Raw genomic sequence first — 25,187 nt, forward strand, 5'->3', positions numbered from 1 at the left:
ACATGAGCGACCTGAGCGTCAACGCGGCCGACGAGCCGCATTCCCTCGCCAACACATCGGACATCATTCGCAAGGTGGCATGGCGGCTGATGCCGCTCATCATGCTGTGCTACTTCTTTGCGTTCTTCGATCGCATCAATATCAGCTTCGCGAAGTTTCAGATGCAGAGTTCGCTGGGGCTGTCCGATACGGCCTACGGTCTCGGGGCGAGTCTCTTCGTGATTGGCTACGTGCTGTTCGAAGTGCCCAGCAACATGCTGCTCTACAAGGTGGGCGCACGCCGCTGGATCGCGCGCATCATGATCTCGTGGGGGATCGCGACGGCGCTCATGGTCTTCGTGCAGACGGAATGGCAGTTCTACGGACTGCGCTTCATCATCGGCGCGATGGAGGCGGGCTTCGCGCCCGGCGTGCTGTACTACCTGACGCTATGGTTCCCGGCGAGCTATCGCGGCCGCATTACTTCGATGCTGTTTCTCGCGTCGGCATTCTCCGGCTTGTTCGGTGCGCCGCTTTCAGGACTCGTGCTTGGGCACTTGAACGGTGTGGCGGGCATTGCGGGCTGGCACTGGCTGTTTTTGCTCGGCGGCATGCCGTGCGTGCTGCTGGGCATTCTCGTGCTGAAGGTGCTGAAGGATCGTGTCGATGATGCCGCCTGGCTCAGCAGCGCCGAGAAGACCTGTCTGAAGAGCCAGATCTCGACACAGAGCCAGCACACGGATACGGGTCATTCGCTGTTCGGCGCGATCAGGACGCCCGGTTTCCTGATGCTCGGCCTGATCTACTTCCTGATTCAGATCGCCTCCTACGGCCTCAACTTCTGGGCCCCGCATCTGATTCGCGCGGCGGGCACGCAGAATCCGACGATCATCGGTCTGCTTACGGCGGTGCCGTATATCTGTGGCGCGATCTGCATGGTGGTGGTCGGCCGCATGTCGGATCGCTCGGGCGAACGCCGCAAGTTCGTCGCGATCCTGCTGGTCATGGCGGCCGTGGGGTTCTTCGCAGCGGGCATCTTCGACAAGCAGACGGGCTTGCTGATCGCCGCGCTGGGCGTGATGGGCGCGGGCGTGATCGCGTCGATCCCGGCGTTCTGGGCGCTGCCGCCGAAGCTTCTGACCGGCGCGGGCGCGGCGGGCGGTATCGCGTTGATCAATACGCTGGGGCAACTTGGCGGCATCGTGAGCCCGGTGATGGTCGGCCGCATTCGCGACACGATGGGCAGCACGACGCCTGCGCTGTATGCGATTGGTGCGATGAGTGTGTTGTGCGCGTTGTTGTTGCTGTTCGGGTTGCCCCAGTCGCTGCGGCAGCGGGATCATGCGGAAGAGGGGGGAGGTGTTCGGGGGTAGTGTCTGGGCGTTCCTGCGCGAGGCGGGTAGCGGAGATTCGATGCGGCGGTTGATATGCCTGCCGCTTTGAGCTTTTGATAGAGCGTTTGGCGTTTTGAATGCGTTCGACCAGATGGCATTTTGAGTGACGCATTCAAAATGCTGCGAAACGACCCGGGCGAGGCGTGGCGAACGAGTGGTCCGCCACGCTTTGATGCGGAGCAACGCAAGATTGCATCGCGACCTGCTCGGCAGATCTGCTTGAGATTCGTGCATTTGGCGTTTTGCATACGTTCGACCAAATGGCGTTTTGCGTATTGGATGCAGGATGTCGCGAGACGGGCTAACTGCGGCGCGCAGCGAACGAGCGATCCGCCGCGCGGTGATACAGAGCAAGGCAAAGTCACATCACGACTTGCTCGACTACCCCGCCGAAGCTTCTCGCATCAGGCATTTTGCATGCATTCGGCCAAATGGCGTTAAGCATGCCGTATTCAAAATGCCGCGAGGCGAGCAAGCCTATGCTTCGGGAAGCAATAAGGCGAAGAGGGCGCAACGCAGGATCGCAACATGCCTCGCTCCGCTGCAAAAGACTTCGCCCGACAGTCCAGCCCAGCCCCTTTGCATCCGGCATTTCGAACGCCATCGACCAAATGGCATTTTCCGGGCCGCATGAAAAATGCCACAAAGCAAGCAGAACCGACCCCGGCACGCCAACCCACCGACGCCCATCATACCCTGCAAAGGCGCAACGCAAGCGTCACCTCAGTCCCCCACCAACCTCCTGCAATGCCGCGCGATCTGCCGTTCCTCCTGAGTCGCGACCACGCGATGCGCCGCCCCCAAAAACCCGAGCCCTTCAAGCACCTGCGAACGCACCGCGTCGCTGTGCTCTCCGATCCCTCCGCTGAACACGATCAGATCGACGCCGCCCAGCAACGCCGCATACGCGCCAATGGTCTTGCGCACCGCCGTGCAGAACACATCGACGGCCAGCGACGCATCCGCGTCGCCCTGCGCGCGGCGTGCCAGCAGCCCTTGCATGTCGTCGTCCGATTCCGACAACGCCTTCATTCCGCCGCGCCGGTTCACCAGCGTTTCGATGCCGTCGGCGTCGAGCGAGGCATGGCGCAGCAGATGAATCAGCACGCCGGGATCGAGATCGCCGCTGCGCGTGGCCATCGGAATCCCGCCGGCGGGCGTCATGCCCATCGACGTATCGACGGAGCGCCCGTTCTGCAGCGCACACAGACTGGCGCCGCTGCCGAGATGGGCGATGACCGTGCGCGCCGGCAGGTCCGCGCCAAGCTCGCCGACGATGGACTCGTAAGACAGCCCATGAAACCCATAGCGAACGACACCCCGCTCCGCATACTCGCGCGGCAACGCAAAGCGCGTTGCCCGCTCAGGCAGCGTGCGGTGGAACGCGGTATCGAAGCAAGCGAAATGAGGCACATCGGCGAAGATGCGCTGTGCCTCGTCAATCAGCGCCAGCGCGGGCGGCAGGTGCAGCGGCGCGAACGGCACCGCTTCTTGCAGCGTGTGCTTCACGTCCTCGGTGATGCGGCAATGTTCGCGCAGCCGCGGTCCGCCATGCACGACACGATGCCCGACGCCCACGAGCGGCACATCCAGATGCTCGGCGAGCGCGTCGGCGACGCGCTTCAGCGCATCGTGCTGCGTCTCCATCACATGATCCTGCGCGACATCGATACGGCCGTCCGACGACTTCATCGACCAGGATCCGTTGTCGCGCCCGATACCTTTCGCACTGCCCGAGAGCCATGCGTGCTCGTCGCCGTCGCGTGCGGTGAACACGCCGAACTTGAGCGACGACGAGCCGCTGTTGAGCACCAGAATGCCTTCGTCCATGGCATCAACCCTTCCAGGTCCAGTCACGGATCTCGTCGCGATCGATGCCTTCCTCATGCGCGTACCGCACGCTCTCGATGATCTCGTTCCTGAGCCACTCCTTCGCATGCGCGCTGCTTTCTGCGATGCGCGGCACGCGGTCGATCACATCGATGGCGAGCGTGAAGCGGTCCACCCCGTTGATGATCGCGAGTTCGAACGGCGTGTTGATATTGCCGCGTTCTCGATAGCCATGCACATGCATGTTCTCGTGATTGGTGCGGTTGTAGGTGAGCTTGTGCACCAGCGTCGGATAGGAATGGAAGTTGAAGATGACCGGCTTGTCGCGCGTGAAGAGGGAATCGAAGTCGCGGTCGGACAGACCATGCGGATGATCGGTATCCGGCATGAGCCTGAACAGGTCGACCACGTTGACGAAACGAATCTTCAGGTCAGGACAGTTCGCCTTGAGGATCTCGACGGCGGCAAGCGCTTCCATGGTCGCGATGTCGCCCGCGCACGCCACCACCACGTCCGGCTCCGCGCCCTGATCGGTCGAGGCCCAGTCCCAGATGCCGATGCCTTTCGCGCAGTGCACGATTGCATCCTGCATGCTCAGGTACTGCAGATGCGGCTGCTTGTCCGCGACGATCACGTTCACGTAATCGTGCGTACGCAGGCAATGATCCGCGACGCTCAAAAGGCAGTTCGCGTCAGGCGGCAGATAGATGCGGACAACGCCCGGGCTCTTGTTGGTGACGACATCGAGGAAGCCCGGGTCCTGATGCGTGAAGCCGTTGTGATCCTGACGCCACACGAGCGACGTGATGAGCAGGTTGATCGACGGGATGGGCTTGCGCCAGTCGAGTTCGTTCTTGGCCTTCTCCAGCCACTTCGCGTGCTGGTTGAACATCGAATCGATCACGTGCACGAACGCTTCATACGTCGCGAACAGGCCGTGTCTTCCGGTCAGCACATAGCCTTCGAACCAGCCTTCCAGCGTGTGTTCCGAGAGCATCTCCATTACGCGTCCGTCGATGGACAGCGCGCCGCCGTCGGCATCCTCCGGCAGCGTCTCGGCGAGCCAGCGCTTTCCCGAGGCTTCATATACGCCGTCGAGCTTGTTGCTCGCCGTTTCATCGGGACCGAACAGGCGGAAGCTCGTCATGTTGCGGCGAATCACGTCGCGCAGGAAGGTGGCGAGCACCATCGTCGGCGATTGATACGTGTTCGCCGCCCGCTTGAATTCGAACGCGTACTCGCGAATGTCGGGCAGATCCAGCGACTGGCGCTGCAAGCCGCCGTTCGCGTGCGGATTCGCGCTGATGCGCCGCAGGCCTTCGGGCGCCAGCGCGCGCAAGGATTCGATCAGCCGGCCGTCTTCATCGAACAGCTCTTCGGGCTTGTAACTGCGCAGCCATTCTTCCAGCAAGGCAAGGTTGCGGTGGTTGCTCGCCGGGTCGGCGATCGGCACCTGATGCGAGCGCCAGAAGTCCTCGACCTTGTGCCCATTGACCTCCTTCGGCCCGGTCCAGCCTTTCGGGGTGCGCAGCACGATCATCGGCCAGCGCGGCCGCGTCACGTTGCCGGGATTCGCGCGCGCGTTCGCCTGGATGGCGCGGATATCGGCGATGCAGCGTTCGAGCGTCGCCGCCATGCGCTGATGCATCTTCTCGGGCTCGTGCCCTTCGACGAAGTGCGGCTCGTAACCATAGCCCTTGAACAGCGCAGCGAGTTCCTCATGCGGGATCCGCGCAAGGATGGTCGGATTGGCAATCTTGTAGCCGTTGAGATGCAGGATCGGCAACACGGCGCCATCGGTGGCCGGGTTGAGGAACTTGTTCGAATGCCAGGACGTGGCGAGCGGGCCGGTCTCCGCCTCGCCGTCACCCACTACGGTAGCGACGATCAGGTCCGGATTGTCGAACGCCGCGCCGAACGAATGCGACAGGCTATAGCCGAGCTCGCCGCCTTCGTGAATCGATCCCGGCGTCTCAGGTGTGCAATGCGAGCCGATGCCGCCCGGCGACGAAAACGCGCGGAACAACTTGAGCATGCCGCGTTCGTCGGTGCTGCGATCGGGATAGATTTCCGAGTAGTGACCCTCGAGGTAAGAATTGGACAGCGTCGCGGGCGCGCCATGGCCCGGGCCTGACACGAACAGGATGTTGAGATCGTCGCGTTTGATCAGGCGATTCAGATGCACCCACACGAACGATTGTCCCGGATCGGAGCCCCAGTGCCCGAGCAGACGCCGCTTGATGTGCTCCGGTTGCAGGCGTTCGCGCAGCAGCGGATTGGCGCGCAGATAGATCATGCCGGCCGAAAGATAATTGCAGGCCCGCCAGTACGCATCGATTCGTGCGAGGAGATCGGGGGCGAGAGGCGTCTCGAGGGAAGTCGGGGTGACGTCGTCGTTCAAGGGCTTCTCCTTGCAGGTGGGATGAGGGGTCGAACGTGGTGCGTGCGGCTTGGCGCAAGATCGGGTCCCGCGCGTGTCTCCATGTTCAGGCGCGTTCGTGGCGCTGGTTTGACGATCAGGTATCGGCAGACATCATAGAACGGTCGGCGCGATCGGGCAGCGGAGGCGACAATCCACCGCGGGGCTTGTCTTCCGCCTGCGCGCACGCATATTCAGCGCTCCCGCGCCGTTTCGAAAGCGCCCCTAGAATAGCTGGATGCCCCGACAATCCCCTCCCGCGAACGACGCCCTGCAAGGCTTTCATCCGGCCGTCGCCGGCTGGTTCCGCGCACGCTTCGCCTCGCCGACGCCCGCCCAGGCGCGCGCCTGGCCGCTGGTGCAGGCGCGCCGTTCGACACTCGTTGCCGCGCCCACGGGTTCGGGCAAGACGCTCACCGCGTTCCTGGCTGCACTCGATGAACTCGTCCGCGACGGCATTGCCGCCGGTGGCGTGTTGCCGGACGAGACGCGGGTCGTCTATGTGTCGCCGCTGAAGGCGCTGTCCAATGACATCCGCGTGAATCTGGAAGAGCCGCTCGCGGGCATCGCGCAGGCCTTGCGCGAATCGGGCACGGCGGCGCCGGAGATCCGCGCCGCCGTGCGCACCGGCGACACCACGCAGCAGGAGCGCAATGCGGTCAGGAAGCGTCCGCCGCACATCCTCGTCACCACGCCGGAATCGCTTTACGTACTGCTTTCGTCGGACTCGGGACGCGCGATGCTGTCCACCACGCGCACCGTGATCGTCGATGAAATTCACGCCGTGGCGGGCAGCAAGCGCGGCTCGCACCTGAGCCTGTCGCTTGCGCGGCTCGACGCGCTGTGCGAGGAAGCAGGGCATCAGCGGCCCGTGCGCATCGGTCTCTCGGCCACGCAGAAGCCTATCGAACGCGTGGCGCGGTTTCTCGTCGGTGGCTATGAGCCGTGCGAGATCGTCGACGTCGGGCATGTCCGCGCGCGCGATCTCGCGCTCGATCTCCCGCCGATGCCGCTCGAAGCCGTCATGTCCAACGACATGTGGGAGCGCGTCTACGACCGTCTCGCGGATCTGTCGGCGCAACACCGCACGTCGCTCGTTTTCGTCAACACGCGACGCATGGCGGAGCGCGCGGCGCGCCATCTCACCGACCGCCTCGGCAAGGACGCCGTCGCCGCGCATCACGGCAGCCTGGCGCGCGAGCAGCGGCTGGTCGCCGAACAACGCCTCAAGCGCGGCGAGTTGCGTGTGCTGATTGCAACGGCGTCGCTGGAACTGGGCATTGATATCGGCGATGTCGATCTCGTCTGCCAGCTCGGCTCACCGGGTTCGATCGGCGCGTTCCTGCAGCGGGTCGGGCGCTCGGGGCATCACGTGGGCGGCATGCCGAAAGGGCGGCTGTTTCCGACTTCGCGCGACGATCTGATCGAATGCGCCGCCTTGATCGATTGCGTGCGGCGCGGCGAACTCGATGCGCTGAAGATTCCGCGCGCGCCCCTCGACGTGCTCGCGCAGCAGATCACCGCCGAAGTCTCATGCCGCGAATGGAGCGAGGATGCGCTGTACGAGCGCATCACGCAGGCGTTTCCGTATGCGGAGCTGGCGCGCAGCCGCTACGACGCCGTGCTGCGCACGCTCGCGGAAGGCTATACGGGACGTCAGGGCGTGCGCGCGGCCTATGTGCATCGCGACGCGGTGAGCCGGACGCTGCGCGGACGGCGCGGCGGCAAGCTAACTGCCGTGACCTCGGGCGGCGCGATCCCCGATAACGCCGATTTCGCGGTGCTGCTGGAGCCGCAGGGCTTGCAGATCGGCACCGTGAACGAAGACTTCGCCGTTGAAAGTCTCGCGGGCGATGTCTTCCAGCTCGGCAATACGTCGTACCGGATCGTGCGCGTGGAAGGCGGCCGTGTGCGTGTGGAGAATGCCAACGGGCAGCCGCCGAATATTCCGTTCTGGCTCGGCGAAGCGCCCGGGCGCAGCGATGAGCTGTCGCATGCGATCGCGCGCATGCGTGCGGGCATCGATACGCGGCTGGCGCAGGACGACAGCATCGAAGCGGTCATCGCGTGGCTGGCGCAAGAGAGCGGCATCGGCGACGAGGCGGCGCGGCAGATCGTCGAATACCTGGCGCGTGCGCGCGCCGCGCTCACCGTGTTGCCGACGCAGGACACGCTCGTCATGGAGCGCTTCTTCGATGAATCCGGCGGCACGCAGCTCGTGATTCACGCGCCGTTCGGCAGCCGCGTGAATCGCGCGTGGGGTCTCGCGCTGCGCAAGCGCTTTTGCCGTACTTTTAATTTTGAATTACAGGCTGCGGCGACCGAGGACGCCATCGTGCTCTCGCTGACAGGCAGTCACAGTTTCACGCTCGACGAAGTGTGGCGCTATCTGAAGTCCAGCACCGCCGAGCACGTGCTGATCCAGGCGCTGCTCGATGCGCCGCTGTTCGGCGTGCGCTGGCGCTGGAACGCGACCAACGCGCTCGCGCTGCCGCGCTATGCGGGCGGGCGCAAGGTGGCGCCGCAATTGCAGCGCATGAAGAGCGAGGACCTGCTCGCGGCGGTGTTCCCGGACCAGGTGGCGTGCGCAGAAAACCTGGCGAGCGAGCGCGAGGTGCCCGCGCATCCGCTGGTCGAGCAGACGCTCGACGACTGCCTGCACGACGCCATGGACAGCGACGCTTGGCTCGCGTTGCTGGGCCGCATCGAAAGCGGCGCGGTGCGGCTGGTGACGCGCGAATTGCCGGCGCCGTCGCCGCTGGCGGCCGAGATCCTGTCGGCCAAGCCCTATGCATTCCTCGACGACGCACCGCTCGAAGAGCGCCGCACGCAGGCGGTGCTGGCGCGCCGCTGGACCGATCCGCAATCGGTCGACGATCTGGGTGCGCTCGATCCCGAAGCCATCGAGAGCGTCCGCGCGGAAGCCTGGCCCGATGTCACCAGCGCCGACGAGATGCACGAGGCGCTGACGACGCTTGCCTGCATCGCCGAGCGCGAAGCGCAGCGCCACCCGCACTGGCCCGCGTGGCTGGAGACGCTGGCGCGCGGCGGCCGGGCGACGCGGCTGCAGGTCGCGGAACACGATGCGCTGTGGACGCCCGTCGAGCGGCTCGCGTGCCTGCGCGCGGTCTATGAGCACGCGCCGATGCAGCCGACGTTGCGGCCGCCCGCCGGCTTCGACGAGGTCTGGAGCCCCGACGACGCGCTCGTCGAGATCGTGCGGGCGCGCTTGTCCGGTTGCGGGCCGCTGACGGTGCCGGACATCGCGCGGCCGCTTGCGTTGCCGGCCTCGGCTGTCGCTCTCGCGCTGACACGGCTGGAGGCACAGGGTTATGTGATGCGCGGACGCTTCACGCCAGGCGCGCAGACCGAGGAATGGTGCGAGCGGCATCTGCTCGCGCGGATTCATCGCTACACGGTGCGGCGGTTGCGGCGCGAGATCGAGCCGGTCGAGCGGCAGGACTTCATGCGTTTCCTGTTCGAATGGCAGCGCGTCGGGACGGATGCGCGCGGTGCCGGCCGTGACGCGCTCGGCGCCGTGCTGGAACAACTGGAAGGTTTCGAGGCGCCGGCCGTCGCGTGGGAAGACGAGATACTGCCGGCCCGCATCGGCGATTATTCGGGACTCTGGCTCGACGAACTCTGCCGCGCCGGCAAGCTGGTCTGGACGCGGCCGGCGGGACGCGCACGCGCGACGGGCGCCCCGGTGCGCGGCACACCCATCGTGCTGTTGCCACGCCGCCATCTCGACGCATGGAATGCGCTCCTGTCCGCCGATGAAGCGCCGCAAATGTCGTCGCGCGCGCAGCGCGTGTTCGATGCGTTGCAAACTCATGGCGCCATGTTCTTCGACGAACTCCTTGCCGACGCGCGTCTCCTTCGCACGGAGCTCGAGGATGCGCTCGGCGAACTCGTGTCGCTCGGACTCGTCAACGCGGACAGCTTTGCCGGTCTGCGCGCGTTGCTCGCACCCGCGGCGAAGCGCAACGCCTTCGCACGGCGTCCGCGGCGCGGCGGACTGTTCATCGGCGGAATGGACGACGCCGGGCGCTGGGCGCTGCTGCGGCGCGCCCGCGAAGAAGGCGAGCGCGACGACGCCGCGCTCGAACACGTCGCGCTGACTTTGTTGCGGCGCTATGGCGTGGTGTTCTGGCGCCTGCTCGAACGCGAAGCCGGATGGCTGCCGCCCTGGCGCGATCTGCTGCGCGTCTATCACCGGCTGGAAGCGCGAGGCGAGATTCGCGGCGGGCGCTTCGTCGCCGGTCTGGCGGGCGAGCAGTTCGCGCTGCCGGAGGCGGTGCCCTTGCTGCGCGACATGCGCCGCCGCGCACGAGACGGGGCGTTGGTCGCGCTGTCGGCGGTGGATCCGCTCAATCTGGTCGGTACGCTGTTGCCCGGCGACAAAGTGCCGGCGCTCGCGGGCAATCGGGTGCTGTATCTCGATGGCGTGCCGGCGGGCGCGGTGATCGCGGGCAAGACCCGTTATCTCGGCGAATTCGATGCCGCGACGCGTGAGCAGGTGCGTCTCGCGCTGGTGAAGCGCACGGCGCGTTCGCTCGCGCTGTCGGCGAGCGCGCCGGGCGCCGGTCTGACGGGCGGTGCCGTGCCGGCGCGCCATGGATGACGCGCCTGCGCCGGCCGTGGCGTCAGTTTTCTTCCTTCTTGCCGACGATCTTCGTCGTGAACGGGCCGGGCGGCTGCACCGGCACGTCTCTCACCGGCACGCCCGGATAGTCGACGACACGATTCGGGTTCGCTGCGGTCCGGATACGAAACGATGGCTTGAGCCCGTCTCGCGCGCCGCCGACGATGGTATGCATCGCTTGCCGGTCGAGTTCGACGCTGTCGGCGAGATCCCTGATTTTGATGACAGCCATGATGAGTTCCTCCGTGGGTTCGTGAGCCGGCGCGCCGCACTTCAGTCGGGTTGACTTCAGCCTTCGCACTGTTTGGCTCTTTGCATGCAAAACACAACAAACCGCGCCAGCGCCTGCGGGGCAGGAGGTCTGAACCTTCCGCCCTGACCGACAGCGCCTGATCGCTCGTGCCGAATGACGCGAAAGGCATGCCAGATACGGCGTGATCGGCGCATCGGAGGCTCCGAGGTCCGCGCAGCGGGCGTTGCGCGCGATATCGAGGGCGCCAAAATCGAACCGCGCCACAGCGTTCGTCGTGCGTGAGCCGACACTTCAGCGAAATGTGTCGGTATCCGAAAGACATGTGCGCGATGCCGCGCAGAATCAAAAACGTCATTTGCTTAAGGCGCAAGCGAAGTCTAGTATCGAACCAGCATGAAGTATTTGTTACGACAAGTGGACTTGGTCGATCGAACAGGAGCCGCGTCGCGTCGCACAGATGACAAGTTTTGCGCAAGCGATACGTACTTTCCAGAGCAACAGCGCGTCGCGCGACGAGTTCTTTTCCCGGGTTGACGGCGCCCTTGCGACCGAGCAGTCCGCGCCAAAGCAACTCATGGAGATCCTCGACGAGGAGCACGCGGTCAAGCCTCTGCCCCCGGATGTCTACGCGGCCATCCGGCGCCGTGTCGACCATGCGGCACGCATTCGTCCCGAACTCGACTCAAACACCGGCCCCGTCGGCAGCGACGAGACGCGCCTGCAGACCACCACGAGCTTCGCCCCGCCCCCCATGCCGCCTTCGCTGCCCGAGCGCGATCCGAGCAGCAGCTCGGGCGGATCCGGCGCGACGAGCGGCACCAGCGGCACCAGCGGCACCAGCGGCACCGGCGGCACCGGCGGGACGTTCGGTCAGGCGACGCAGATAAGAACCGACCACGACCAGCGCATGAAAGGCGTCGGCGACACGCTCAACAGTCGCTTCGTGCTGGAGGAGTGTCTTGGCATCGGCGGCATGGGCACGGTCTACAAGGCCCTGGACCTGCGCAAGCTCGAAGCATCGGACCGTCGCCCGTATGTCGCGATCAAGGTGCTCAACCTGCAGTTCCGTGGCAATCCGAAGTCGCTGATCGCATTGCAACGCGAAGCCCGCAAGGCGCAGCAACTGGCGCACCGCAACATCGTGACCGTGTATGACTTCGATCGCGACGGCCCGGTTGTCTATCTGACGATGGAATATCTTTCCGGACAGCCGCTCTCGCGCCTGCTGCGAAATCCGAACTTCAAGGGCATGCCGTTCGCCGAGGTGTTTCCCATCTTCAAGGGCATGGCCAATGCGCTCGCCTATGCGCACGAGCGCGGCTTCGTTCATTGCGATTTCAAGCCGGCCAACGTGTTCCTGCTGGATACGTCGGAAGTCAAGGTGATCGACTTCGGCATTTCGCGCGTGATTCAGCGCCCCGAGGAAGAGAGCGAGGCAACCGTCTTCGATCCAGGCAGCCTCGGGGCGCTGACGCCCGCGTACGCGAGTCCCGAAATGCTGGAGCATCGCGAGCCGGACCCGCGCGACGATGTCTATGCGCTCGGTTGCATCACCTATGAGTTGCTGACAGGAAAGCATCCGTTCGACCGCGTGCCCGCGCAACAGGCGAAGGCCGCGGGCATGAAGCCGCAGCGTCCGGAGCATCTCGGCAACAAGCAGTGGAAAGCGCTGAAGGCGTCGCTGGCGTTCGAACGTGAAGCGCGCACGGCGAGCGTGGCGCAACTGCTGGAGGACATCAGCGACCCGCAGCCAGCCGCTGCGGCAATGCGCAAGAGCAAGCAGGGCGGGACGCCGAAACTGGCGATCGGCGCGGCGGCGGCGGCAGCGCTGTTGGTTGCCGGTGGCGGGTATTACTACTACGAGCATGGCAAGGGCGTGACGGAAGTGGCTCACGAAGCGGCACACGAAGCACCGCGGCCGTCCGTCGCGCATGTTGAACGCGCAGCGCCGCCGTCAGCCGGTTCGCAGGTGGCGATCACGCCCGTCCTGCCCGCGCCGCCCGCGCCGGTGCTCACGATGGCAGCGGTCACGCCCGTGCTGGCAAGCGTGCCGTGCTCGGCGCTGGTGGCTTCGGTGCACGACCAGACCGTCGACGTGCAGGGCTTCGTTTCACAGCGTTATGGCCTCGCACGGCTCAAGGACACGCTCGGACGCGTACCCGGCGTGAAGACCACCAATTTCGGCGTGCAGCAGGTCGCGGATGACAAGTGCGATCTGCTCAAGGTATTCGCGCCGTACTGGTCGGCGAATCGTCAGTCGGGACGGCCGGCCTCGGTGCATACGCGTTCGCAGGCGACCCGGCTCACCGAAGGGCAGCCGCTGATCATCGACCTGATGACGCCCGGCTTCGATTCGAGCGTCAACGTAGATTACTACAAGCTCGAAGGCAGCGTCGTGCATCTGCTGCCGAACCAGCGCTCGCGCGACAACCAGGCGCCGCCGAACTACACGGCGACGATCGGCTCGATGGGTGACTGGATCGTCGGCAAGCCGTTCGGTTCGGAGATGATCGTGCTGATGCTCGCGCCCGCGCCGCTCTTCGATGCACCGCGTCCGGACAGCGAAGCGAAGTCCGACTATCTGCGCGCAGTCGAGAAACGCCTGGCGGCGCTGGCAAGCAAGTACGGACGCGACAAGGTGGCCGTCGACATGTTCCAGATCACGACGCAGGCGAAGCAGTAACGGGATGTCGAAGCGGGTTCCGTTCGCGGTGGACTTGAAGACGAGAAGAACGGAACCGCGCCGGAGCGCCTAGCTTTGAGGCTTCTCCATCGATGACTTCAATTCCTTCAGCGCATCTTCCATCCGCTTGCTGACGAGCGCATAGGCTTCGGCCTGCGTCTGTTGAGTGGTGCGCGCGATGTCCTGCATGTCGGCGAGTGCGTTATGCAAGGCGCGCTGGACGACTTCGTTGGCGTTGAACGGCGGTTGCGCCGATCCAGTGGCGAACTGCTTGGCGATGCCCTCCAGATCGCTCAAGGTGCGGCGCAGGATTTCAAGCTGCTTGTCGCGCAACGCTTCGATGCCGCCGAACGCGACGCGGTTCGTTGCCGCGAGTGCCTCGACGTCCTTGCGACGCGATTCCATGATCGCGGCGACATCGAATCCCGGCAACTGATATTGCTGGAACATGGCGGCAAACTGGCTGAACGGATCGCTGAAATTTTGATTCATCATGTCTCCCAGATTCGTTCGGTCGAGCGCGGATTCCGCTGTCCGACTGCATGAAGAGCGCGGATGACCGGGCTGTCTCACCTTGCGTGCGTCCCCAGGCCGAGACGCCGCCGGCACCTGATACTACCAATTTAAAGGCCGATCTTGGGGCAAGGGAAAACGCCATGTGGGCGACGATGACGATCGCGCTCGCCATGATGCCCGCTTGATGCAGGTCAACGTGCGCCATGGTGCCGCAACGACCATGAATACACGGTGACAGGCGGTGGCGAGCGGTTCACGGGCAGCTGGCTCCCGCCGCGGAAGCAGGCGGGAGCGCATCATGATCAAGGGCGAAGGACGAATCGTTGCGGCGCTGGGGGCGGTCTTCGTGACACTCGGCGGCATTCATGCGGCACTGCGCGGGCTGCTGTTCGACGAGACCGCTGTGACCTGGTACGGCGTGCTCGCGATTCTGCTGGGGGCGGCGTCGTTTGTCGTGATGCTGACGCCTCTGCCGGGCGATGATCCCTGATCCTTCGGCCGGGTGAATCAGCGATCTTCTCCTCCCGCGAACACGCCATGCTCGGCCTGGATCTGTTCGCGGTCGATGCACTGCACATGCCAGCGTCCAGTGCTGTGCGGGTTTGAGCCATCGACGCCACCGGCATACCACAGCACGCGTCCGGCGAGGCCTTCGCAAGGGCCGCCGGGGGTATCGAAGTCAAGACGCTCCAGCACGCAGATCGGCTCTTCGATGCGCTGGCCGCAGATCATCGTTCCGTTCGTTCCCGCGCGCAGTCCGCCCCAGTCAGGGACTTCGACCGCCTGGTGTCCCTCGCGCGACCAGCGGCGTGTTTCCTTGTCGAGCCACAGAATGGCGTATGCCGCGGATTGGGCGCCTTCGAAACCATCCAGCTTCACGGTGATACGCATGTCATCCTCCATGATACGAATCGATGGACATGACGCTCGGCGCATGTACGCCGGCCATGAGCGTCGTCGAATGAAAGGCGGCGTCTCGAAGCAACTCGCTTCAGGCGTTGCGCCGCGCGTATTGGTTCGGGCCTCGCACGCCGAGAGCAGCAATGTCGGTTTCGAACGGCATACGGCCAATAAGTTTAATGGCGCCGCATGGACAAGTTTCATCGGCGCGACGTTCGGAAAGGGAGCCTCTATCGACAGCGCTTGCGCATTGCAGCAGAGCGAAGCATGCAAGCATCAAGCAAGTCCAATGCCGATTTGCGTCGGATGACGTCACGAAAGTACCGGCGCATCAATTTCAGTCTAGCTCGGCAATATGACGACTTTCAGTCGGCGTTTTGCCGCAGGCTTCCAAGGCGCAACCCCATCACATAAGCCGCAAGCGTGCCGACGGTGACACGCGAATCCGCCCGCCGTCCGTGCGCGTTGCACCACGCCGGACAATGAACGCCCCAGCAGGTTGCAACCCGCACGAACGGCGGCGTCGGGCGGGTCCGTTGCGTGTGCGGTGCAACAATGAATGCAGAATGCATCATTCAAAGAACCAGGCGTCGTTGGCATGGCGAAATGGATCGCGCACCGATGCGCTCAAAGGCGCTCCAGCTTCATGCGATCGACGATATGCAACTGCCTGCCGTTGAGCCCGATCACGCCTTCACGTTGCAGCTTCGACAGCATCCGGCTCACGGTTTCCAGTTCGAGACCGAGATAACTTCCGATGTCGCTGCGCGTCATTGGCAGCAGCAGGTCAGCCGGCGGCGCTGGCGCGTCGAGCCGCTCGGACAGGTCCAGCAGGAACGCCGCCACGCGCTCGCGCGCGGGCATCGTGCCCAGCATCAGTGCGAGTCGCGAGGCCCGCACGATCTCGGCGCTCATGATCGCCAGCAGTTCGTGCTGCATGGCCGCATATTCGCGGCACAGCGGTTCGAGAATGCCCACGGGCATGATGCGCACCACGCTGTTTTCGAGTGCGATGGCGTCGCTTTCATGTCGTCCCGTGCAGATGCCGTCGAGGCCAAGCGTTTCCTCCGGCAGATGGAAGCCGGTGACCTGGGTATGAGGCGCGCTGTCCAGATCGTTCGCCGGAAAGGTCGCGACGCTCTTGAAGCAGCCGCTCTGCACGGTATAAAGCGAGCGCAGCGGCTCACCCGTGGTGTAGAGCGCGGCGCCTCGTTCGAGAGTACGGGTGGGAAACGGAATCGCATCCGCGTCGGCTAAGCGGACGTGAAGCGTGACTGCCGTGTTGCGGTGAAGCGAGGGTTCCATGGCGCGCTCCTCCTGCTGATTGCAGTATGGTTCTCGGATCGCGGAAAGGACAACCCGCCGCTGATGGCGTAAGCATCAGAGCGGCAGAACGATACGCACCTCGGCGCCGCCGCCCTCGCGCGGACGCAGTTCGAGCGTGCCGCCATGCAGCCTGGCAATGCGCTCGACGATCGCGAGGCCCAGCCCCGTGCCTTTCGGCTGGCCTTCGCCGCCGCCGCGCCTGAACGGCTGCTTGAGCGCCTCGGGATCCTGCCCGGCGAGTCCCTTGCCGCGATCCGCAATCACGACGCACACGCTTCGTGTCCGCGCATCGGTCCAGGTGCGAGCCTCCAGTCCCACCACACCGTAAAGGACCGCATTCTGCATGACGTTCATCAACATGCGCATCATGCTGATGGGACGGAACGCGAAGGGCTGCACTTCGCCGAGTTCCAGCGTGAACTCGTGACCCAGGCCTGCAAAATCAGCGGCGAGATTCGCGATCAGCGCATTCAGGTCGCCGACGACCGGCATCTCCTTCGCGCCGCTTCCGGCATAGTCCATGAACTGCTGCAGGATCGTGTCGATGGTCTCGAGGTAGCCTTCCGCCGATGCCGCGAATGACGCGTCCATCGACGGCACGGACGACATGGCCATCGCGAGACGCAGCTTGGTCATCGGCGTGCGGATGTCGTGCGAAATACCGGCGAGCATCAGTGCGCGCGTCGCGTCGGCTTCCCTCAGCGCGGCGGTCATGCGGTTGAAGGCGTCGCTGACTTCCGCGATTTCGGTCGGGCCATCGTTCGGCAGGACGCCCGGGTCCCCACCCGCTGAGACACGGCGCGCCGCGTCGGCGAGATGGGCGAGCGGGCGGTTCAGGTGCCGCTGGATCACATACGCCGTGCCGGTGGCAAGCGCGCCCAGTCCCAGCGAGAGCAGCAGGGCCGTAGCGATGCCGTCGCCATGGGCGGCTTCGGGAACCGGCAATGCAATCCAGCGCGGCTCGTCCGACAGATGCGCGCGAATCCACAAGCGCTGCTGACCGTCGTCGCTGGTATCGCCGCTTTGCCAGCGCACCAGCAGATCGGCAGGCAGATGACGCCGCAGGCTCTCGACAAAGGTCCGCCGCTGATAGGTTTCATAGAAATGCAGGCGCGACTCAGGCGTGAAGGGCGCGGCGCCCGCGGGCAATTCGGCGCGCATGTCGAGATGCGACGTGACGGTTTGCGCGGCATCGGGCGGGGTCGTCCTGAGCAGCGTGTCGAGGGTGACGATGTAACTCGCGAACGCGGAGGCCGCGCGCTCAATGCGCGGCGTCTGGATGAAATGCAGCAGCACGGCGATGGCGCAGACCTGGCTCGCCGCGACCAGCGCGACAAGCAACAGCACGTTGCGCGCGAAGAGCGAGCGCGGCGCGAGCTTCACGGCGCATCCGCCTCGACTTCGGCGAGCAGCATGTAACCGACGCCCCACACGGTCTTGATAAAGCGCGGCTTGCCCGGATCTTCCTCGACGAGTTGCCGCAGCCGCAACACCTGCACGTCGATGCTGCGATCGAGCGCGTCATGATCGCGGCCTCGCGTGCGCGCGATGAGGTTGTCGCGGCTCACCCCACGATTCGGCGATGAACCGAGCGCGTTCAGCAACTGCATCTGCGCAGAGTGGATCTCGAAGGGCTCGCCATTCCTGAAGAGCATCTGGCGCGCGAGATCGAGGCGAAATTCGCCGAAGCGGATGACTTGCCGGGTATGGGTCGGATCGCCGGCGGCGATCTTCTGGCGGCGCAGCAGCGCGCGCACCCGCGCGACGAGTTCCTGCGGCAGGAACGGCTTGGCGAGATAGTCGTCCGCGCCGGTCTCGAGGCCGACGACCTTGTCGACGGGATCGCCCTTGGCTGTGAGCATGAGGATCGGCAGCGTCTGGCCTTCGGCACGCAGACGCTTGCACACGGAGAGACCGTCTTCCGGCTCCATCATCCAGTCGAGCACGAGCAGGTCATAAGGTTCGCGCTGGAGATAGCGGTCGAGCCGCTTGCCGTTCTCGACGACACGCACTTCGAATCCCTGCGAACTCAGAAAGCGCTGCAGCATGTTGCGCAACTCGGCTTCGTCGTCGAGCACGATGATCTTCGGCAGGGTGTCCATGAGCGGGCTCCGGGCGGTCAGCGTTCAGCGTTCAGCGTTGCGAGGCGTGGGCGCGCATGAACGCCTCGATCTGCGGCAGGGTGACGAAACCGTTCTTCTGCGTATCGATCTCGTCGAAATGCTTCGCCACCATCGGCATGCCGCTGGCGGCCTGCTCACGGGTGAGTCTGCCATCGCGCGTGGTGTTGGCGTTCGTGAAGCGGGCCTGCAACTGGCCAAGCGCGCGTTCGACATGCGGGCTTGCGCCCATCGGTTGGGTGGCGGTCTGCGCGAAGGCCGGGGCCAAAGCGACGCACACCAGGCAGGCAGCAACAGCGGCAAGGGTCTTTCGCATGAGTCTCTCCTTGATTCGGATGCGAATGAGCAAGACAGGTGAGGCTCATTCTATTGAGCCGCGTTGCAAGCGCAATCCCGAGCGCGCCGTGAATCCATGTCGCCGCATGTCATGTGCACGGCATGGCCGGCGATGACACGCGCCGACACAAGTCATCGCTCACGCTTTGCGCGGCGCTTCGCTATCGTTCTCATCGCCGGCCGACGCTTCCTTTGCTCGGCCATTCCCAACGTCTGACGTGCATTGAGGACCATCATCATGAACTTTCGCTTGCTGAGTGTTTCCGCCGTGGCCGCCATTACCCTGACTTGCGCGAGGACCGCAATGGCCGGTACGAGCGTGCAGGTTTCCTATGTGGCGCCCGCAGTCGTCATCGCAGCGCCGCGCCCGGTGTACTACTACGCACCGCCTCCGCGGCCTCCGTACTACTATGTGCCCGCGCGTACCGTGACGATTGTGCCAGTGGCTGCTCCGGTGGCAGTCATTGCACCGCCGCCCCCGCGGCCGCCAGTGATCGTCGCTCCGGTCCCGCTGCCAGCTTATGCGGTGACGCCCGCGATCCGGGTGACTTACGCGCAGCCGGTGACACGGGTGCCCGTTGTCGTGCTGCCCTGAACGCTTCTTCAATGCGACGCAACAGGTGGCAAGAGCATAGTGCATTCGAGGCATGCTGAATGCGTAATGCAATACGCAAAATACGTTTCACGCTTTTCTTTCCGGCCGCCTCCTATACTGGATTGATTGCATCGTCCACGCGCCGATGCAGCCGCGCGTACGTCGCCATGCATACGCGTCGCGGTGTCCATCGGGAGGATCGAGCCATGCTATTCATCGTCAACTGGACGGCGCAACCCGAAGTGGAAAGACAGGCCGCCGAGCGATTCCTCCAGACGCGCGGCGCGCCGCCGGATGGCATCCATCTGATTGGCCGATGGCATGCAATCGGTTCGATCTGGGGTATCGCCGTATGTGAATGCGATGACGTCGAACCGCTGGCTCGCTGGGCGCTCGAATGGGCCGACATCTTCATGTTCGACATCAAGCCAGCCATCACCGACGAGCAGGTCGGCAGGATGCTTGCGGAACACGCCCAGAAACCATAAAGAGGCCGCGCGCGCGGGCGTCAACCGCACCGTACAACGAACGGTCGTTTGCAACTGTCCGCGATGAACGATCTAAGGGTTTGTGTGGCTTGCAGCGCGGCAGGCCATGCCTCAGCATTCACAAACGTACTAGATAGTTAATTTTGGATGGCGTTGCGCGATTGCGTGCTCCGTCTGACGATATTGCCGCATAGGAGCGAAGCGTGACTGAAGCGAAGACCCAGGAACCTTGCGTGATTTCCGTCGCGATCACCGGATCGGTGCCGCGCAAGAAAGACAATCCCGCCGTGCCCATCACGATTGCCGAGCAGATCGAAAGCACGCACGAAGCCTACGACGCGGGCGCGACGCTCGTGCATCTGCATGTGCGCGACGAGGACGAGCGCTCCAGCTCGGACCGTCACCGCTTTGCGGAACTGCAGGAGGGCATTCGCAAGCACTGTCCGGACATCATCATCCAGTTCTCGACGGGCGGACGCGGCCGCTCCTTCGAGCAGCGGGGCGCGATGCTGGATCTGAAGCCCGACATGGCGTCGCTTGCCACGGGATCAGTGAACTTTCCGACTATCGTCTACGAGAATCCGCCGGACTTCGTGCGCTCGCTGGCGCAAACCATGCTCGACCATCACGTGAAACCCGAGATCGAAATCTTCGATCTGGCGATGCTGTACAGCACCGTCGATCTCGTGAACCAGGGCTTGCTGAAGTCGCCGGTGCATGTGCAGTTCGTCCTTGGCGTAAAGAATGCCTTGCCCGCGCGGCGCGAGATCCTCGAGTTCGAAGTCGAGCAGTTGCGCAAGCATCTCCCCGATGCAACCTGGACCGCAGCAGGTATCGGGCGCCATCAACTCGAGGTAAACCACTGGACGCTCGAAATGGGCGGTCACTGCCGTACCGGTCTCGAAGACAACGTGCGCTGGGACAAGGACACCCTCGCCAAGAGCAATGCACAACTGGTCAGCCGGGTGGCCTCGCTGTGCGCGGAGTATGGCCGGCCGGTAGCGACCGCGAAGGAAGCGCGCAGGCTGCTGTCGCTGTAGACGAACGAAGCAGTTCCGCAAACAGGGAAGGGCGCGCCGCCGGGCATCGGGGCGCGCCCTTGTCGTTTCCACGCAGCACTGAAACGCGTTTGCACGTTGCATTTTGCATTCGTGATGCAAAACTCATCCGCCGAATCAAAAAAAGCTGCCTTACAATCGGTGCTCCTCCCTGACAAGCGTGCCCTCGCGAGAACATGAACGAGCGCAAGGCAGCCGGCCTCGCCGACCGGATCTACAGCGACATTCTCAACCGCATCGTCGAAGGCGAGTTCAAGGAAGGCGATCGCCTGCTGACAGAGCACGCGCTCGCAGAACGCTTCGCCACTTCGCGCCCCACGGTGCGCGAGGCGCTTGCCCGCCTGCGCGCCGACGGCATCATCGTGACGCGGCGCGGTTCGGGCACCGTGGTCGGGCGTCGGCCTGATCCGGACGCTCGCCGCTTTGCGCCTGTGGAAACCTTGTCCGACATCCGGCGCTGCTATGAATTTCGTCTGGTGATGGAAACCGGCGCGGCCGAGCTGGCCGCCGACAAGGCCGAGGACTCCGACCTGCACGCGCTCAGGCTTGCCTGGAACCGGATGGCAAGCTCCGTCGAGGCGCAAAAGGGCATCGATGCGCACGACGACTTTGCCTTCCGGCTAGCCGTGGCGCGAACGTCCAGAAACCCTTTCTTCGTCACGATGCTGTCCTTCATCGAAGAGCAGATCATCTTCAGTTCGAATCTGTCGCAGACGCTGTCGCCGCTCAATGCGCTGGAACGTCAGCGGCTCACTCAGCAAGAGCTCCTCGAGGTGCTCGAAGCGATCGAAGCCCATGATCGCGAGAAAGCTGCGGCTGCCATGGACGCTCATCTCAGGCACGCACTCGAGCGCATGTTCGGCGTTTAGCGAGTTCTTCGGCAATGCGTTGTCATACAACCTTGGCAACCGCGCAGAGCTTTTGGAAGTTGCCTGACAACATCTCGCATGAAGGCAGGAAGAATTTGGGGGTGGCATCGAGTCCATGTAGACCGGCCGCTAGTCTGCCTGAAGGAGTCCAGGCGCTCGGACCCACGGCGTGGCCGCCCAATTGAAGCCTCAAAGGAAACTCACGGAAACGCTCAAGGAAACATTCTTGATGAGCGGTTAAACCGTCGAGAAAACACTGGCTTCGGGTATCTCCCGAGATACGGCCGCAAGCCGTTATCAGCTTAAGAAAACGATACCTCTCAAGGTTTCGGTAACACGCCAGCACAAGGCAATTTGCTTGACATCCTATAACCTCGTTAGCTATTTTTCAGCTTCCAGCGGCAATCAGGATGCGCGCAGAAACAAACCACCAGACAAGCCCGACTTAAAAAACACGCAGCACAGAGAAAGAATCACAAACGGGGCGGCGCTCGCGCGGCAAGCGATGTCGGTGACGCGACCGATCCCTTCCCGACCCGTGGTTGCGAGCGAAGTGAGGAGACGACAACATGGTTTTCAAGGCAGGACTGTCAGTGAAGCTGGCGGCGGTGTGCATCGCCGTCGGCGCGGCCTTCGGCATGAGTGCGGCGCAGGCGGCCGATCCCGTGTCGATCAACATCGTGGACGTCGCAGGCAATCTGCAACTGACGCAAAAGGGCTTCGAGGCTTTCAAGGCCAAGTATCCCGACCTGGTTTCCAGCATCACCTTCACCAATGCCCCGGCGCCGCAGCTGCCCGGCAAGATCAAGGCAATGCAGGCGGCGGGGCGCTCGGACATCGACCTCGTCGTGACGGGCACTGACGCGCTCGCGGCCGGCATCCAGCAGGGCCTGTGGGAGAAGCTCCTGCCGGATCAATCGAAGGCATTCCCCGGCGTACTCGACAAGTACGCGCCCGGTCCGCGCAAGATGCAGGACATCGCGCAAGGCTATGGCCTCGAAGTGACGTACATGCCCGCGGGTCCGCTGCTCGAATACAACCCGGCCAAGGTCACCGACGTCCCCAAGACTCCGGATCAGTTGCTGGCGTGGTGCAAGGCGCATCCGAACAAGCTGATCTATGCGCGTCCAGCCAACTCTGGCCCGGGCCGCACCTTCCTGATGGGTTTGCCGTACGTGCTCGGCGACAAGGACCCGATGGACCCGATCAACGGCTGGGACAAGACCTGGGCGTTCCTCAAGCAGCTCAACGACTGCGTTCCGTACTATCCGGGCGGCACGTCGGCCGTGATGAAGGAACTCGGGGAAGGCACGCGCGACATGACCGTGACAGTAACGGGCTGGGACATCAATCCGCGCGCGCTCGGCATCGTGCCCGCGGAATTCAAGGTCGGCGCCTTCGACAACATGACCTGGGTCAACGACGCCCACTACATGGTCATCCCGAAGGGCGTGCCGAAGGAAAAGCTCGACGTGCTCTACAAGCTGATGAACTTCATGCTGGAGCCCGCGCAGCAGGCGCTGACCTATGACGACGGCTACTTCTATCCGGGCCCGGCGGTGAAGGACGTGCCGCTCTCGATGGCCCCGGCGAAGAGCCAGGAAGTGATCCAGAAGTTCGGCCGTCCCGAGTACGCGAAGCTGCTTGCGGACCGTCCGCACGTCGTGCCGCTGAATGCCCAGGCGATGGTCGCCGCCTTCCAGAAATGGGATCGCGAGATCGGCGCGGCAAAGACGAAGTAAGCCCACCGCGGCCCCGATGCGGCGACGTTCCTGGCAAGGAGCGTCGCCGCCTGCACAAGACACGCGCTTATCCGCGCGCAGGAATTCGTCATGAAGCACACCTTTGAGCAACTGCGCCTCGACTCGGTCTCGCGCAGCTTCACCAACGCGGAAGGGCAACAGCTCGCCGCACTGAAAGGCCTCGATCTGAACATCCAGCGCGGGGAGTTCATCGCGCTGCTGGGGCCATCGGGTTGCGGCAAGTCGACCGCGCTCAACTGCATCGCCGGCCTGCAGCCGCTGACGGGGGGCGGTATCTGGCTCGATGACAAACGTATCGACGTGCTGCCGCCCGAGAAGCGCGGCTTCGGCATGGTCTTCCAGAACTACGCGCTGTTCCCGCATATGTCGGTGCTCGACAACGTCGGCTTCGGCCTCAAGATGCGCGGCGTGCCGAAAGCCGAAGCGACCAGGCGCGCAAAAGCCGCATTGCAACTCGTGCAACTGACCGGTCACGACGCCAAGCTGCCCGGCCAGCTCTCCGGCGGCCAGCAGCAGCGCGTGGCCATTGCCCGCGCGATCGTCATCGAGCCGCCGCTCGTGCTGATGGACGAACCGCTCTCGAACCTCGACACCAAGCTGCGCATCGAGATGCGCGCGGAGATCCGCCGCATTCACGGCAAGCTGGAGCGCGCCACGCTCTACGTGACGCACGATCAGGACGAGGCGCTGTCGATGGCGGATCGCATCGTGGTGATGAGGGAAGGCGTGGTGCAGCAGGTGGCGTCGCCGAAGGAAGTCTATTCGCGACCGAAGAACCTGCACGTCGCGTGCTTCATGGGCTTTCGCAATGTCGTCGCGGCGACGCTCGAAGGCACGCAGGGCGAGGCGGTCGCCGTGAACGCGAACGGCGTCAAGCTGCTCGGCACGCCGATGGAAGGTTTCGACAGCAAGCAGGTCGCGGTGGCGTTGCGCCCCGAAGACATGGAGCGCGCGACGCCCGGCACTGAAAACGCCTTCGATGCGCACGTGGAAGTGGTCGAGTATGGCGGCCGCGATTCGCTCATCATCGTGAATACGGCGTTCGGCAGGCTGTGGGCGCGCATCGCGGGTGAATGTGCGGAAGGCGAGCGCATTGCGCTGCGCGTGGCGCCATCGAAGATCCTCGTCTACGGAGCAGAGCAATGATCGCGCTGCCCGCCCAGCCGCGCGATCCGAAGGGCTGGCTGGTTGCGCCGGCGCTGCTCTTCATCGTCGCGCTGTTCATCTATCCGTTCGCGTACGGCCTGATGCTGTCGTTCCAGCCGATGAACGGCGGCAGCATCTGGGCCAACTACATCACGTTCTTCACCGATACGTCGATGTGGCCGACCATCATCGTCACGCTGAAGCTCGCCGTGCCTGCCACCGTCATCAACGTCGGCGTCTCGGTCCCGGTGGCGTTCGCGTTGCGCCGCACGTCGCCGTGGCAGAAGTTCGTGACCACGCTGCTGGTCGTGCCGGTGACGCTCGGCACGGTGCTGATCGCCGACGGCATGCTCACCTATTTCAGCCCCAACGGCTGGTTTCCGCAGGCCTTGCAGGCGTTGCACCTGTACGGCGATGAAGTGCGCCTCACGCATAACTACTGGGGTGTGCTGATCTCGCTGATCGTGTCGGGTTTTCCGTTCGCGTTCCTGCTGACCTTGTCCTACGTGACCGGCATCGACCCGACGCTCGCGCGCGCGGCCGCGACGCTCGGCGCGAGTCCCTGGCAGCAGTTTCGCCAGGTCTACCTGCCGTTGCTGCTGCCGGGCCTGACGATGACTGCGTGCCTGTCCTTCGTGCAGGCGTTTTCGGTGTTCCCGTCGGCGGTGCTGCTTGGCGCGCCGGCCGGTCCGACGCGCGTCATTTCCATCGCTGCGTCGGAAGCCGCGTTCGAAAGCTATGACTATGCGCTGGCATCGACCATCGCGATCGTCATGGGTTTCGTGCAGTTGCTCGTGGTGGGCGGCATGCTCGGCGCGCGCCGTTTCTTCTATACGGGTCCGGTGACCGGAGGCAAGGGCTGATGAC

At 64.2% G+C, this 25,187-nt stretch carries 21 protein-coding genes; 12 read left to right on the forward strand and 9 right to left on the reverse strand.

Going from position 1 to position 25,187, the window contains the following annotated elements:
* Nucleotides 1-2 precede the first annotated feature (2 nt).
* Entirely contained in the window at nt 3-1,352 is a 1,350-nt protein-coding gene (locus QCE69_RS30730; RefSeq protein WP_309926154.1) for an MFS transporter, read from the forward strand.
* A 744-nt stretch (nt 1,353-2,096) separates the two neighbouring features.
* Here QCE69_RS30730 and QCE69_RS30735 read toward each other — a convergent pair.
* Both QCE69_RS30735 and QCE69_RS30740 read right to left on the reverse strand, forming a co-directional pair.
* Nucleotides 2,097-3,203: an acetate/propionate family kinase gene (locus QCE69_RS30735; RefSeq protein ID WP_309926156.1), complete on the reverse strand. Its 1,107-nt coding sequence runs from the start codon at nt 3,201-3,203 to the stop codon at nt 2,097-2,099.
* 4 nt (nt 3,204-3,207) lie between these two features.
* The gene (locus QCE69_RS30740) at nt 3,208-5,604 is read right to left on the reverse strand and encodes a phosphoketolase family protein (RefSeq protein WP_309926158.1); all 2,397 of its coding nucleotides are present in this window, start codon (nt 5,602-5,604) and stop codon (nt 3,208-3,210) included.
* A 256-nt stretch (nt 5,605-5,860) separates the two neighbouring features.
* Here QCE69_RS30740 and QCE69_RS30745 point away from each other — a divergent pair, with 256 nt between their 5' ends.
* Entirely contained in the window at nt 5,861-10,246 is a 4,386-nt protein-coding gene (locus QCE69_RS30745) for a DEAD/DEAH box helicase (RefSeq protein WP_309934666.1), read from the forward strand.
* Nucleotides 10,247-10,268: 22 nt separating this feature from the next.
* Here the strand turns inward: QCE69_RS30745 and QCE69_RS30750 are convergent, their stop codons facing one another.
* Entirely contained in the window at nt 10,269-10,499 is a 231-nt protein-coding gene (locus QCE69_RS30750; RefSeq protein ID WP_309926162.1) for a hypothetical protein, read from the reverse strand.
* 478 nt (nt 10,500-10,977) lie between these two features.
* Between QCE69_RS30750 and QCE69_RS30755 the strand changes: the two genes are divergently transcribed.
* Nucleotides 10,978-13,203, forward strand: coding sequence for a protein kinase domain-containing protein (locus tag QCE69_RS30755; RefSeq protein ID WP_309934668.1), 2,226 nt, complete (start codon nt 10,978-10,980; stop codon nt 13,201-13,203).
* Nucleotides 13,204-13,272: 69 nt separating this feature from the next.
* On the opposite strand, the gene QCE69_RS30760 is transcribed toward QCE69_RS30755, so the two are convergent.
* Entirely contained in the window at nt 13,273-13,698 is a 426-nt protein-coding gene (locus QCE69_RS30760) for a phasin family protein (protein ID WP_309926165.1), read from the reverse strand.
* 319 nt (nt 13,699-14,017) lie between these two features.
* On the opposite strand from QCE69_RS30760, the gene QCE69_RS30765 reads away from it, so the two are divergent.
* On the forward strand, nt 14,018-14,209 hold the full coding sequence (locus QCE69_RS30765) for a DUF2964 family protein (protein WP_309820007.1): 192 nt from the start codon (nt 14,018-14,020) through the stop codon (nt 14,207-14,209).
* A 17-nt stretch (nt 14,210-14,226) separates the two neighbouring features.
* On the opposite strand, the gene QCE69_RS30770 is transcribed toward QCE69_RS30765, so the two are convergent.
* Nucleotides 14,227-14,610: a DUF3564 family protein gene (locus tag QCE69_RS30770; RefSeq protein WP_309926166.1), complete on the reverse strand. Its 384-nt coding sequence runs from the start codon at nt 14,608-14,610 to the stop codon at nt 14,227-14,229.
* A gap of 70 nt (nt 14,611-14,680) precedes the next feature.
* Here QCE69_RS30770 and QCE69_RS30775 point away from each other — a divergent pair, with 70 nt between their 5' ends.
* Entirely contained in the window at nt 14,681-14,929 is a 249-nt protein-coding gene (locus QCE69_RS30775; RefSeq protein WP_309934669.1) for a hypothetical protein, read from the forward strand.
* A 317-nt stretch (nt 14,930-15,246) separates the two neighbouring features.
* Here QCE69_RS30775 and QCE69_RS30780 read toward each other — a convergent pair whose 3' ends face one another.
* The 4 genes from QCE69_RS30780 to QCE69_RS30795 form a co-directional block, all read right to left on the reverse strand.
* A complete protein-coding gene (locus QCE69_RS30780; RefSeq protein WP_309934671.1) occupies nt 15,247-15,924 on the reverse strand; it encodes a helix-turn-helix domain-containing protein in 678 nt (225 codons plus the stop codon).
* Between the two features lie 75 nt (nt 15,925-15,999).
* Nucleotides 16,000-17,328: an ATP-binding protein gene (locus QCE69_RS30785; RefSeq protein ID WP_309934673.1), complete on the reverse strand. Its 1,329-nt coding sequence runs from the start codon at nt 17,326-17,328 to the stop codon at nt 16,000-16,002.
* A complete protein-coding gene (locus tag QCE69_RS30790) occupies nt 17,325-18,047 on the reverse strand; it encodes a response regulator (RefSeq protein WP_309926172.1) in 723 nt (240 codons plus the stop codon). Before QCE69_RS30790 ends, QCE69_RS30785 begins: the two co-directional genes overlap by 4 nt.
* Nucleotides 18,048-18,078: 31 nt before the next feature.
* Nucleotides 18,079-18,381, reverse strand: a complete 303-nt coding sequence (locus tag QCE69_RS30795; protein ID WP_309926174.1) for an EF-hand domain-containing protein — start codon at nt 18,379-18,381, stop codon at nt 18,079-18,081.
* A gap of 258 nt (nt 18,382-18,639) precedes the next feature.
* Between QCE69_RS30795 and QCE69_RS30800 the strand changes: the two genes are divergently transcribed.
* The 7 genes from QCE69_RS30800 to QCE69_RS30830 all read left to right on the forward strand — a co-directional run bounded on the left by QCE69_RS30800 (nt 18,640) and on the right by QCE69_RS30830 (nt 25,183).
* Nucleotides 18,640-18,996 carry a hypothetical protein gene (locus tag QCE69_RS30800; protein WP_309934674.1) on the forward strand — a complete coding sequence of 119 codons (357 nt, stop codon included), beginning with the start codon at nt 18,640-18,642 and terminating at the stop codon, nt 18,994-18,996.
* Between the two features lie 206 nt (nt 18,997-19,202).
* Nucleotides 19,203-19,484 (forward strand): DUF3303 family protein, encoded by a 282-nt coding sequence (locus QCE69_RS30805; RefSeq protein WP_309934675.1) that lies wholly within the window; start codon nt 19,203-19,205, stop codon nt 19,482-19,484.
* A gap of 203 nt (nt 19,485-19,687) precedes the next feature.
* Nucleotides 19,688-20,524: a 3-keto-5-aminohexanoate cleavage protein gene (locus QCE69_RS30810; protein WP_309926179.1), complete on the forward strand. Its 837-nt coding sequence runs from the start codon at nt 19,688-19,690 to the stop codon at nt 20,522-20,524.
* Nucleotides 20,525-20,718: 194 nt separating this feature from the next.
* Nucleotides 20,719-21,411: a FadR/GntR family transcriptional regulator gene (locus tag QCE69_RS30815; protein WP_309926181.1), complete on the forward strand. Its 693-nt coding sequence runs from the start codon at nt 20,719-20,721 to the stop codon at nt 21,409-21,411.
* Nucleotides 21,412-22,049: 638 nt separating this feature from the next.
* A complete protein-coding gene (locus tag QCE69_RS30820; protein WP_404986155.1) occupies nt 22,050-23,153 on the forward strand; it encodes an ABC transporter substrate-binding protein in 1,104 nt (367 codons plus the stop codon).
* Between the two features lie 90 nt (nt 23,154-23,243).
* The gene (locus QCE69_RS30825) at nt 23,244-24,320 is read left to right on the forward strand and encodes an ABC transporter ATP-binding protein (RefSeq protein WP_309934676.1); all 1,077 of its coding nucleotides are present in this window, start codon (nt 23,244-23,246) and stop codon (nt 24,318-24,320) included.
* A complete protein-coding gene (locus QCE69_RS30830) occupies nt 24,317-25,183 on the forward strand; it encodes a sugar ABC transporter permease (RefSeq protein WP_309926185.1) in 867 nt (288 codons plus the stop codon). Before QCE69_RS30825 ends, QCE69_RS30830 begins: the two co-directional genes overlap by 4 nt.
* The last annotated feature ends 4 nt before the right edge of the window (nt 25,184-25,187 follow it).

Source organism: Caballeronia sp. LZ032 (genome assembly GCF_031451315.1).
Lineage (GTDB): Bacteria > Pseudomonadota > Gammaproteobacteria > Burkholderiales > Burkholderiaceae > Caballeronia.

Bases quoted from the DNA above. Each gene is read 5' to 3' on its own strand.
- QCE69_RS30730 (WP_309926154.1), top strand. From the start codon at position 3: ATGAGCGACCTGAGCGTCAACGCGGCCGACGAGCCGCATTCCCTCGCC.
- QCE69_RS30735 (WP_309926156.1), bottom strand. From the start codon at position 3,203: ATGGACGAAGGCATTCTGGTGCTCAACAGCGGCTCGTCGTCGCTCAAG.
- QCE69_RS30745 (WP_309934666.1), top strand. From the start codon at position 5,861: ATGCCCCGACAATCCCCTCCCGCGAACGACGCCCTGCAAGGCTTTCAT.
- QCE69_RS30750 (WP_309926162.1), bottom strand. From the start codon at position 10,499: ATGGCTGTCATCAAAATCAGGGATCTCGCCGACAGCGTCGAACTCGAC.
- QCE69_RS30755 (WP_309934668.1), top strand. From the start codon at position 10,978: ATGACAAGTTTTGCGCAAGCGATACGTACTTTCCAGAGCAACAGCGCG.
- QCE69_RS30760 (WP_309926165.1), bottom strand. From the start codon at position 13,698: ATGATGAATCAAAATTTCAGCGATCCGTTCAGCCAGTTTGCCGCCATG.
- QCE69_RS30765 (WP_309820007.1), top strand. From the start codon at position 14,018: ATGATCAAGGGCGAAGGACGAATCGTTGCGGCGCTGGGGGCGGTCTTC.
- QCE69_RS30770 (WP_309926166.1), bottom strand. From the start codon at position 14,610: ATGCGTATCACCGTGAAGCTGGATGGTTTCGAAGGCGCCCAATCCGCG.
- QCE69_RS30775 (WP_309934669.1), top strand. From the start codon at position 14,681: ATGAAAGGCGGCGTCTCGAAGCAACTCGCTTCAGGCGTTGCGCCGCGC.
- QCE69_RS30780 (WP_309934671.1), bottom strand. From the start codon at position 15,924: ATGGAACCCTCGCTTCACCGCAACACGGCAGTCACGCTTCACGTCCGC.
- QCE69_RS30790 (WP_309926172.1), bottom strand. From the start codon at position 18,047: ATGGACACCCTGCCGAAGATCATCGTGCTCGACGACGAAGCCGAGTTG.
- QCE69_RS30795 (WP_309926174.1), bottom strand. From the start codon at position 18,381: ATGCGAAAGACCCTTGCCGCTGTTGCTGCCTGCCTGGTGTGCGTCGCT.
- QCE69_RS30800 (WP_309934674.1), top strand. From the start codon at position 18,640: ATGAACTTTCGCTTGCTGAGTGTTTCCGCCGTGGCCGCCATTACCCTG.
- QCE69_RS30805 (WP_309934675.1), top strand. From the start codon at position 19,203: ATGCTATTCATCGTCAACTGGACGGCGCAACCCGAAGTGGAAAGACAG.
- QCE69_RS30815 (WP_309926181.1), top strand. From the start codon at position 20,719: ATGAACGAGCGCAAGGCAGCCGGCCTCGCCGACCGGATCTACAGCGAC.
- QCE69_RS30820 (WP_404986155.1), top strand. From the start codon at position 22,050: ATGAGTGCGGCGCAGGCGGCCGATCCCGTGTCGATCAACATCGTGGAC.
- QCE69_RS30825 (WP_309934676.1), top strand. From the start codon at position 23,244: ATGAAGCACACCTTTGAGCAACTGCGCCTCGACTCGGTCTCGCGCAGC.
- QCE69_RS30830 (WP_309926185.1), top strand. From the start codon at position 24,317: ATGATCGCGCTGCCCGCCCAGCCGCGCGATCCGAAGGGCTGGCTGGTT.